Source organism: Corallococcus aberystwythensis, from assembly GCF_003612165.1.
GTDB classification, from domain to species: Bacteria; Myxococcota; Myxococcia; order Myxococcales; family Myxococcaceae; genus Corallococcus; species Corallococcus aberystwythensis.
In genome coordinates this window covers 1-5,459 of record NZ_RAWK01000427.1, presented here as the reverse complement: position 1 = coordinate 5,459, position 5,459 = coordinate 1, and the positions used below count along the sequence as shown (strand labels likewise).

The following is a 5,459-nucleotide window of genomic DNA, read 5'->3' as shown; positions in this document are numbered from 1 at the left end:
GGTGCGGTCGGGGTGGAGGCCCCGCCGCTTGTGGCCTAGCGTGACGGCATGCGCCCCGCACGACTCCTCCCGCTGCTCCTCGTGTCCCTCGTCCTTCCGGCCTGCGCCGCGCGGCAGGTGCGCCCGGAGGGAAGCATCCGCAAGGTGGTGGTGGTGTCGGGCTCGCGCGTGGACGTGCTGCCCACGGGCACGTTCCGCCAGGACATCATCGGCGAAAGCAATCCGCGCACGGTGCTGGCCCGCCAGACGGAGGCGGAGCTGCTCTCGCGCGGCTTCGAGGTCGTGGCCACGCGCCAGTCCCAGGCGCCGGTGCCGCTCACGGACGAGGTGTCCTCCTTCGTCCAGCAGAACAAGGCCGAGGCCGCGGTGGTGGTCATCCTGGACTGGCTGGACGTGTCCGGAGCCACGGTGCTGGGCCGGGTGGACGTGGTGCTGCGGATGGGCATGGTGGACCCCAACGGCCAGGTGCTCTGGACGGACACGTTCCGCTCACAGCCCGTGGTGAGCGCCTACCAGTCCGCGACGGACTGGAACTCGTTCCTGCGCCGGGCCGTCATCGACGCGGTGAAGGTGGTGCCGTGACGGCCGTCCTCCCTGTGCGCGTGAAGAGGGGGGCATGCGGGTCCTGGTGACGGGCGCGGCGGGCTTCATCGGCGCCCACGTCTGCGAGCGGCTCCTCGCGCGGGGCGACACGGTGGTGGGCCTGGACGCGCTGGACGCGGCCCCCGGGGACGTGGCGCTGCGGCGCTCCCGCCTCCAGCGGCTGTCCGGCACGCGAGGCTTCACCTTCCTGGCCGGGGACATCACCGACGCGGCCCGCCTGGGCGAGGCGTTCACTGCCGCGCGTCCGGAGGGCGTGGTTCACCTGGCGGCGCGCGTGGGCGTGCGGGCCCCGGACGCGGAGGCCCCGGCGTACGCGGACACCAACGTGACGGGCTTCGTGCGGGTGCTGGAGGCCTGCCGCGAGGCGCGTGTCGCGCACCTGGTCTACGCGTCCTCCAGCTCCGTGTACGGCGCGGCCACGCCCGCTCCGTTCCGCGAGGACGCGCCCGTGGATCAGCCGCTCAACCTCTACGGCGCCACCAAGCGCGCCAACGAGCTGATGGCCCACGCGTACAGCCACCTGCACCGGCTGCCCACGAGCGGCCTGCGCTTCTTCACGGTGTATGGACCGTGGGGACGTCCGGACATGGCGCCGCTCTTGTTCCTGCGCGCGCTGGCGAAGGGCGAGCCCTTCCGGCTGCACGGCGACGGGCGGATGCGGCGCGACTTCACCTTCGTGGACGACGTGGCGGAGGCCGTGGTGCGCGTGTTGGATCGGCCGCCGTCGGGGACTCCGCCGCACCGGCTGCTCAACGTGGGGCACGGCGAGCCGGTGGCGCTGGGGGACTTCGTGGGCCTGCTGGAGCGGCACTGGGGCGCGAAGGCCCGCGTGACGTCCGTGCCCGCGCAGTCCGCGGAGATGGTCTCCACGTGGGCGGACACCTCCCGGCTGGAGGCGGAGACGGGCTTCCGGCCGCGCGTGTCCGTGGACGCGGGCGTGGCGCGGCTGGTGGCGTGGTACCGCGAATGGATGGGCGCCGCCCGGGGCTCATGACCCCGGCCGGCGCCCGCGTGTCCTACGTGGGGTGGGAAAGGGCTACGGCAGCACCGCGATGTAGCCCTCGACGAAGACGTTGTTGTCCTCGCGCAGCTCCGTCACCGTCTGCTGCGAGTCCACCAGCGCGCCCAGGTAGAACAGCCCGGAGCCCTGGGACCAGGCCGGCGTGAACGCGGGGGTGAAGAGCTGGCGCGTCGTGCATTGCTGCGCGTCCAGCTCACCCACGTCCAGCTCGCCCAGGGTCACCTGGATGGAGGGGTCCGGCATCTGGTTCTGGAACGCCAGCGCCGGCTGGGTGGAGAGGATGAGCTCCAGCCGGCCTCCGTTCCAGCCCAGGAAGGAGGTGCCCTGATTGCAGACCGTCACGGTGGTGGTGAACATCTCGCCGCTGCGCACGGCGAACGGCGCGGTGACCTCCGTGATGACCAGGTCCGGCCCGTTCCCCACGCCGATGCGGCCCCGCACGAAGGCGTTGTTGTCCGTGCGCAGCTCTGCGTAGGGGCCCCAGGCGCGCACGATGGCCCCCAGGAAGAGGGGTGCTTCCGGCTGCGCCGAGGGCGGCAGGTTGGCGTAGAGGGCGCCTTCCCGGGTGGCGCAGGCGTTCCGCGGCAGGGACGGCATCTCCACCGTGCCCGCCATCGCTGCCCCGGAGTCCGGGTCGATGGCGCCACCGGGGAAGGCCGGCTCCGGCAGGGTGGACGTCGTGGAGAGGTAGAACTCCACGGTCTGGGGATCGGACGGCTGCGTGCCCTGGTTGCAGACGGTGACGGGGACCTGCGGCTGATCCCAGGGCGAGAGGTTCGCCGGCCCGCCGATGGCGGTGATGACGAGGTCCGGCGCGGACCCCACGCCGACGCGCGGCCCGACGAAGGTGTTGTTGTCCCTGCGCACCTCCTGGATGCCCCAGTTCCGGTCCACCATGGCCCCCACGTAGTACGTCCGCGGCTCCGGCCCGCCGGTGGACCCGAAGAAGTTCCCGGTCACCGGCGTGGTGAGGCAGGCGTGCGCCGCCAGCCCGTGGATGAAGCCCTCACCCAGCAGCTCTCCGTACGCCGGCGGGGGCGCGCCCGCCGGAGGCAGGGACAGCGCGGGATGGGTCAGCATGTGCAGCGTCAACCACGGTCCGGGAGGCGAGGCCTGTGAGCCCTGGTTGCAGACGGTGACGGTGGTGGTGAAGGACTGGTTCTCCTGGATGCTGGCGGGCGGCGTCACCGCGGTGATGACCAGGTCGGGCCCGTTGCCCACGCCCAGGCGTCCCCGCGAGAAGACGTTGTTGTCCTCGCGCAGCTCCGTCCGGTTCTGGAACGGATCCACGGCGGCGCTCAGGTACACGGGCTGTTCCGGCATGGCCCACGGAGGCGTGGTGGCGGACACCATCCCCATGGAGTTCACGCACTGACCGGCCTGGAGCGGCGCGACGTTGAGGTACCCCGCCACGAACTGGTTGGGGGCGGGGAACGGCGCGGGCCAGTTCGACGAGGCCAGGGTCCAGGTCTCCTGGGTCGACACGACGAGCGCCACCTCGGTGGAGTTCGCGGCATCGGTTCCCACGTTGCAGACGCGCACGCTGGCGGCGAACGGCTCCCACGGCCCGACGGTGCCGGGGGCCTCCAGCGAGGTGACCACCAGGTCCGCTCCGTAACCCACGCTCAGGGCGCCCGCCACGCGGGTGTTGTTGTCCCAGCGCAGCTCCTGCTGCATCGCGTCCGGATTGACGACGGCCCCCAGGTACAGCGGACGGAGCGGGATCGCGTCAGGCGGCGTGCCCGCGTGCCCCATGACCTCCTGCGTGTGGCAGGCGCCCGCGCTCAGCGGCGGCAGGAACGCGTCGCCCACGGCCTGCTGTCCCCCCGTCGGCATGGGCGAAGAGCTCAGGGGGCTCGGCGCCCTCAGGGCGTCATCCACGCTCAGGTAGACCGTCACGGAGGAGCCGCCCGACGTCGGCTCCGTGCCCACGTTGCAGACCTTCACGGTGCTGGTGAAGGGGTCCCAGGGCCGCACGCTGGCGGGGCCCCGGAGCTCGGCGACGACGAGGTCCGGTCCGTTGCCCAGGCCCGTGATGCCCGCGGCGAAGCCGTTGTTGTCCACGCGCGACTCGGACGTCTGCAGGTCCACGACCGCGCTCAGATGCAGGGGCAGCTCGAACGGCGAGTACCCCGCGTCAGGGGGAGGCTGGGCCATGAACGTGGAGCGCTGGGTCGTGCACTGCCCGGGCTCCAGCGGCGTGTACGGCTCGCCGCGGCCCAGGAAGCCGTAGGCGCCCGGGACCTCCATGAACACGGGCGGGGCCGGCGGCGGCCGCGACACGGGCGGCGTCGCCTCCTGGGAGAGGAACAGCGAGACTCCGTAGGAGTACGCGGGGGCGAAGCCCTGGTTGCAGACCGTGTAGGTCGCGGTGAAGGGCTGGCCGTCGCGGAGGTTCGCGGGGGCCTGCACGTGGGTCACCACGAGGTCCGCTTGCTGCCCCGTGCCCACCAACCCCTGGATGAAGGTGTTGTTGTCCTCGTTCAGCTCCAGGGCGTTCTGGTACATGTCGATGGCCGCGCCCAGGTACAGGAGCTGCCCCATCTGCGCCTCGTTGGGCAGCTGGGTATAGGCGTTCACCGGCACGGTCTGGCATTGGCCGGCGGAAAGGTAGAACACCTCCATCCCACCCACCGGAGCCTGGGTCGGCGAGGAATAGGGCCAGGGCAGGGGCGGCGGCAACAGCGTGTCTTCCGTGGAGAGGAACAGCTCCAGGTAGGCGGAGCCCTGCATGTCGCCAGTGCCCACGTTGCAGACCTGTGCCTCGGCGGTGAACGGACTCCACGGCGCGACGTTGGCAGGCGCCTTCAGCGACCGCACCACCAGGTCGGGGCCATGGCCCTCGCCCACGCGGCCGCGCGTGAAGGTGTTGTTGTCGTCACGCAGCTCCGGGACGGACAGCATGCCGTCCACGCGCGCGCCCAGGTACAGCGGGCCGCCCGGCTGGGACGCCGGAGGCAGGGACACGCCGCCGTACACCGGCAGCGTGACGCACCGTCCGGCATCGAGCCCCGGCGCCTGCGCCTCGCCGATGAAGGACTCCGTCTGGGAGCCGGGCTGCTGCGAGGAGGACAGCGAGGCCTCCGTGGACAGCAGCACCTCCGCGCGCACCTCCGGGGCCCGGTCCGTGCCCACGTTGCACACCGTCACGGAGGCGGACACCGGCATCCCCAGCGCGATGTTCTCGGGCCCCGTCACGGCGGTGATCACCAGGTCGGCCTGGTTCCCCAGGCCCAGCCGGCCCGCGACGCGCGTGTTGTTGTCCTCGCGCAGCTCGGGGTGCGTCTGGTCCGGGTCGATGATGGCCCCCACGTACAGCGGCTGCCCCGGCTGGGAGGCCGCGGGGGGAAGGTGCGCGAACGTCTGTGTCCGGACCGTGCGGCAGCTGCCCGCCTCCAGCTCCGGCACGGGGACGGAGCCCACCGACAGCTGGGTCGGCGCCGGCGAGCCCGGCGTGGGCATGCTCAGGGTGTCCAGCGTGGAGATGAAGATCTCCGCGTGGGAGGAGTACGAATAATCCGTGCCCACGTTGCAGACGCGCACGTCGGTGAGGAAGCCCGTTTCCGGCCGGACGCTCGCGGGCGCGCGGACCTCGGAGACCACGAGGTCCGGTTTCTGGCCCACGCCCATCAGGCCGCGGACGAAGCCGTTGTTGGTCTCATCCAGCTCCTGCACCCGCTGCCAGGTGTCAATGCTGGCGCCCAGGTAGAAGGCGCCGGGGAGCATGGCTCCGGGGGGCGGCATCGCGATGGCGTCCACGGTGCGCGTGACGCACCGGTGCGCCTCCACTGGACCCACTCCCACCTCGCCCACGGTGATCTGCTGGGTCGGAGGG

At 72.1% G+C, this 5,459-nt stretch carries 3 protein-coding genes; 2 read left to right on the top strand and 1 reads right to left on the bottom strand.

Annotated elements, in window-relative coordinates; all coding sequences use genetic code 11:
* Nucleotides 1-48 precede the first annotated feature (48 nt).
* Nucleotides 49-582: a hypothetical protein gene (locus tag D7W81_RS39570; RefSeq protein ID WP_120560503.1), complete on the top strand. Its 534-nt coding sequence runs from the start codon at nt 49-51 to the stop codon at nt 580-582.
* 34 nt (nt 583-616) lie between these two features.
* Nucleotides 617-1,597, top strand: a complete 981-nt coding sequence (locus D7W81_RS39565) for an NAD-dependent epimerase/dehydratase family protein (protein ID WP_120560502.1) — start codon at nt 617-619, stop codon at nt 1,595-1,597.
* Nucleotides 1,598-1,639: 42 nt separating this feature from the next.
* Here the strand turns inward: D7W81_RS39565 and D7W81_RS39560 are convergent.
* Nucleotides 1,640-5,459: CARDB domain-containing protein (locus D7W81_RS39560; RefSeq protein WP_120560501.1), on the bottom strand; the 3,820-nt coding region annotated here is incomplete at its 5' end.